The organism is Frankia sp. CcWB3 (assembly GCF_977927595.1).
This window is the reverse complement of the sequence record NZ_CDWRCK010000311.1, coordinates 1-4,191: the sequence shown is the minus strand read 5'-3', so window position 1 is coordinate 4,191 and position 4,191 is coordinate 1. Positions and strand designations below refer to the sequence as shown.

The following is a 4,191-nucleotide window of genomic DNA, read 5'->3' as shown; positions in this document are numbered from 1 at the left end:
GCCCGGCGCGGCCCACAGCCATGCCCGTGAACCGTCACCTACAGCAAGATCACTAAAGCAGGTGAATGTTTACCCACCGGCATCGTCGTCACGACCAGGCCGGTGGTGGCCTTCGCGTCGGCGGATCGCGGCGCGCACGTGCCCACGAAGGGCCCCGTCGCGGTGCGGCTCGTCGATCCGGTACCGACTGTCGGCGCGTACGCGGTCTGGCGTCCGGATCCGCAGCCCGTCGTCACGGCCTTCCTCAACAGCCTCGACGCCGCCGGGCCGTTCCTGGGCCCGCCGTCCCTGGATCCGTCCAGGTCAGACGAGCCGGCGACCGGCCCGGCACCAAGGCCGCGGAGCACGCCCGCGGCCCTGACCTCGGTGACCGCCGGTGCGTGCTCGCTGATCCGGCAGGCCTGAAGACCGGCACGTTTGAAGATCGGTGCTCCTGAACAATGGATCGATCAAAGAAAACCATCGTGGCCAGCTCCACAGCGACGTCCGTACCCATTTACATGGGCTGGAAAGACGGTTAGCATGAAGAAGCGGCTGGGCTTGTCCCGTTCCACTCGCGGTGCCATTCGGAGCGATGGGGCGATGTCGGAACGTCTTTGTCATCGTCTTTTCTGCCGCATTTAATAGGGGATTTTTCGTCGACCATCCGGGCTGATCTATGCGTGTCCGGGAACGGGGATCAACTGTGAACATTCTGCGGGTGCCCGGAGGTACTGAGCTGCCCGCCGACCGAGGGTTGGCCGCCGCCGTCCTTACTGAGGTCGCCACGGTCGCCGACCGGCCGGTCCTGGCCCGCCAGGTGGACGGAGGCTGGCGCGATGTGACCGCGGGCCGGTTCTGCTCAGACGTCGTGGCCGTCGCCAGGGGCTTGGTGGCGCACGACGTCGGGGTTGGCGACCGGGTTGCGATCATGGGTCGGACCGGTTACGGCTGGGCCGTTGCCGACTTCGCGATCTGGAGCATCGGCGCGGTCACCGTCCCCGTCTACCCGACCTCCTCGGCCCACCAGGTCGACCACATCATCAGTGACTCCAAGGCCTCGTGGTGCTTCGTCGAGACACCCGACCACGAGCGCCTGGTCCTGTCCGCGGGTCTTCCCGCGACGCACGTCTGGTCCCTGGACGAGGCTGTGTCGGCACTCGGCACCGCCGGTCAGTCCGTCGCGGAGTCCGAGGTGCTCCGGCGCCGGGACGCGGTCCGGGCCGACGACCTCGCGACGATCCTCTACACCAGCGGGACGACCGGCGTGCCGAAGGGCTGCCTGCTGACCCACGCGAACGTCTTCTCTGCCGCCGTCAACTCGGTGGAACGGCTGGACTCGGTGATGCGTCCGGCCACCGGCTCGGCCAGTACCATTCTGTTCCTCCCGCTCTCGCACGTGTTCGGGCGCGTAACCATGATCGGGTGCCTGTGGGCCGGAGTGCGGACGGCCCTGCTGCCGGACCCCGGGGGCCTCGTCGCGGCGCTGCACACCTTCCGCCCCACCTTCCTGATTACTGTTCCGTCGGCGCTGGAGAAGATGCGCAAGGGCGCGCGGGCGGCGGCGGGCGGACTCTCGGGGCGCCTGTTCGCCGAGGCCGAACGGACCGCCTGCGCGCTGGGTCGGGCCCGGCGTGGGCAGGGCGGCCTGGGGCTCGTCACGCGGCTTCAGGCCCCGCTGTTCGACCGGCTGGTGTACCGCCGGTTGCGCGCGGCGTTCGGCGGGCGACTGCGGCACGTCGTGTGCGGGGGAGCGACGCTCGACCCCTCCACGGCCGAGTTCCTCACCGGGGTCGGGGTGTACGTCCTCGGCGCGTACGGGCTGACCGAGGCGTCGACGGCCGTCAGCATCAGCGATCCCGGGCTCGACCGGCCGGGCAGCACGGGCCGTCCGCTGCCGGCGACCACCGTCGCGATCAGCGACGAGGACGAGGTCCTGGTGACCGGGCCGCAGGTCTCGTCGGGCTACTGGCCGGATCGGACGGGCGTGCACGAGCCGTGGTTGCGCACCGGTGACCTCGGTCGGCTCGACGACGAAGGGTATCTCCACATCACCGGTCGGATCAAAGAGATCATTATCACTACCGGGGGGGAAGAACGTCTCGCCGGCACCGCTGGAGGACCGCATCCGGCTGCACCCGCTGGTCAGCAACGCCATAGTGATCGGGGAGAACCGGCCGTTCGTGACGGCCCTCGTGACCCTCGACCGGGCCGCCGTACAGGCCTGGGCCCGGCGGGGCGGTCACGAGCTGGACGAGGCCGCCGCCCACACCGACCCTCGGCTGGCCGCCGAGGTCAGCGCCGCGGTCGACGCGGCGAACGCGCAGGTCTCGCGGGCCGAGTCGGTGCGGAAGTTCCGCCTCCTGAGCCACGACTTCACCATCCAGGGCGGCCAGCTCCCCCCGTCGTTGAAGCTTCGCCGTGCCGTGATCGAGGAGGAGAACGCCAAGGAGATCGAGGAGCTGTACGCGTCCTGACCGCCCGGCACTGGCCCGGCACTGACGTCCGCCCGCCTGGATCTCGGCGCATCGAAACGGAGCCGCACGTGGATTCCGCCGCACCGCCCCTGGGAGCACCGGGTCGGCCCGTACAGTCCGACCCGGGCATGGAACCGCCCGACCACACCTGGCTGCGCGGCCTGGTGAGCAAGGCGTTCACTCCGCGCACGATCGAGGGGATGCGGCCGCGGGCCGAGCAGGTCGTCGACGACCTGCTGAGCCGCCTCATCCACCGGGGCCTGACGTCGCTGCCGCTGAGCCTCACTCCCGGAGGCGTCGCGTGAGCATCGAGACGACCGACCCGACGGCGGACAGGCGGACGACAGCCAGGCAGGGGGTGGACCGGCAGGCGGCGCGGCAGGTGGTGGTCACCGGTCTCGGGGCCACGACACCGCTCGGCGGCGATGTCGCGTCGACGTGGAGTGGCGTGCTGGCCGGCCGGTCCGGGATCCGCCGGCTCGATGAGCCGTGGGCGCAGTCGCTGCCGGTCCGCATCGCGGCGCCGGTGGCCGTCGAGCCGCCGCTCGGCCGGGTGGAGGCACGCACGCTCGACCGGGGGCAGCGGCTCGCCCTCGTCGCCGCCCGGGAAGCCTGGGCCGACGCGGGCACCCCCACGCCGGAGTCGGAACGTTTCGCCGTCGTCGTCGGCTCCGGGGTCGGCGGCCTCACCACCCTGCTTGACCAGTACGACGTGTTCCGGGAGCGCGGGGCGCGCCGGGTGTCCCCGCACCTGGTGCCGATGCTCATGCCGAACGGACCGGCCGCGGCGGTGGGTCTCGCGCTCGGTGCCCGCGCCGGGGTGCACGCTCCGGTGAGCGCCTGCGCGTCCGGTGCGGAGGCCATCGCCACCGCGGTCGACCTGATCCAGGCCGGTCGGGCGGATGTCGTCGTCGCCGGTGGAACGGAGGCCGCCGTCCATCCGCTCCCGCTCGCGGGATTCGCGCAGATGCAGGCGCTGTCCCGCCGGGAGGACCCGCCGGAGTCGGCGTCCCGGCCGTTCGACAAGGCCCGGGACGGATGCGTGCTCGGCGAGGGTGCCGGGATGTTCGTCCTGGAGGCCGCCGAGCACGCCCGCGCTCGCGGCGCCCGGGTCTACACGACCGTGGCCGGCGCGGGGGTCAGCGCCGACGCCTATCACGTCGCCGCCCCCGACCCGACGGGAGCCGGGGCGGCGCGGGCCGTGCGCCGGGCGTTGCACGCCGCCGGTCTTGACCCGGCGGACGTGGTGCACGTGAACGCGCATGCCTCAGGGACACCGGCTGGGGATCTCGCCGAGAGCCGCGCGCTGCGCGGCGCGCTGGGCGCGGCGCTCGACGGTGTCGCGGTGACGTCGACGAAGTCGATGACCGGACATCTGCTGGGCGCGGCCGGCGCGGTGGAGGCGGTGCTCTGCGTGCTGACGTTGCGGGAGCGGACGATCCCGGCGACCCGCAACCTCGAGGCGATCGACGACGAGATCACGCTGGACGTGGTGACGATGGACAACCGGCCGATCCGGACCGGCGCGGCGCTGTCGACGTCGTTCGGCTTCGGTGGCCACGATGTCTGCCTCGCCTTCATCCCCTGGCCCTAACATCCCCTGGCCCTGACCGTCGGTCGCCTCGCCGTGGTCGGTACGTCTGGCCCGAGCGGACACCGGGCGGCCATGGCGGGACCATCGGGTGCGCACGATGCTCAGAAAGTCGCCATGCACATGTTGCCAAAGATCCGACTA

3 protein-coding genes and 1 pseudogene are annotated in these 4,191 nt (G+C 71.7%); all 4 read left to right on the top strand.

Translation table 11 applies throughout. The features are described from left to right. Positions 1-138 precede the first annotated feature (138 nt). On the top strand, positions 139-405 hold the full coding sequence (locus tag ACY5KJ_RS18145) for a hypothetical protein (RefSeq protein WP_462203920.1): 267 nt from the start codon (positions 139-141) through the stop codon (positions 403-405). Between the two features lie 253 nt (positions 406-658). Continuing rightward, positions 659-1,891 (top strand): annotated as a pseudogene (locus tag ACY5KJ_RS18140) (AMP-dependent synthetase/ligase); the annotation flags it as partial. Between the two features lie 100 nt (positions 1,892-1,991). Beyond that, on the top strand, positions 1,992-2,456 hold the full coding sequence (locus ACY5KJ_RS18135; RefSeq protein ID WP_462186358.1) for a hypothetical protein: 465 nt from the start codon (positions 1,992-1,994) through the stop codon (positions 2,454-2,456). Positions 2,457-2,814: 358 nt separating this feature from the next. Next, positions 2,815-4,050 carry a beta-ketoacyl-[acyl-carrier-protein] synthase family protein gene (locus ACY5KJ_RS18130; RefSeq protein ID WP_462186357.1) on the top strand — a complete coding sequence of 412 codons (1,236 nt, stop codon included), beginning with the start codon at positions 2,815-2,817 and terminating at the stop codon, positions 4,048-4,050. Positions 4,051-4,191 lie beyond the last annotated feature (141 nt).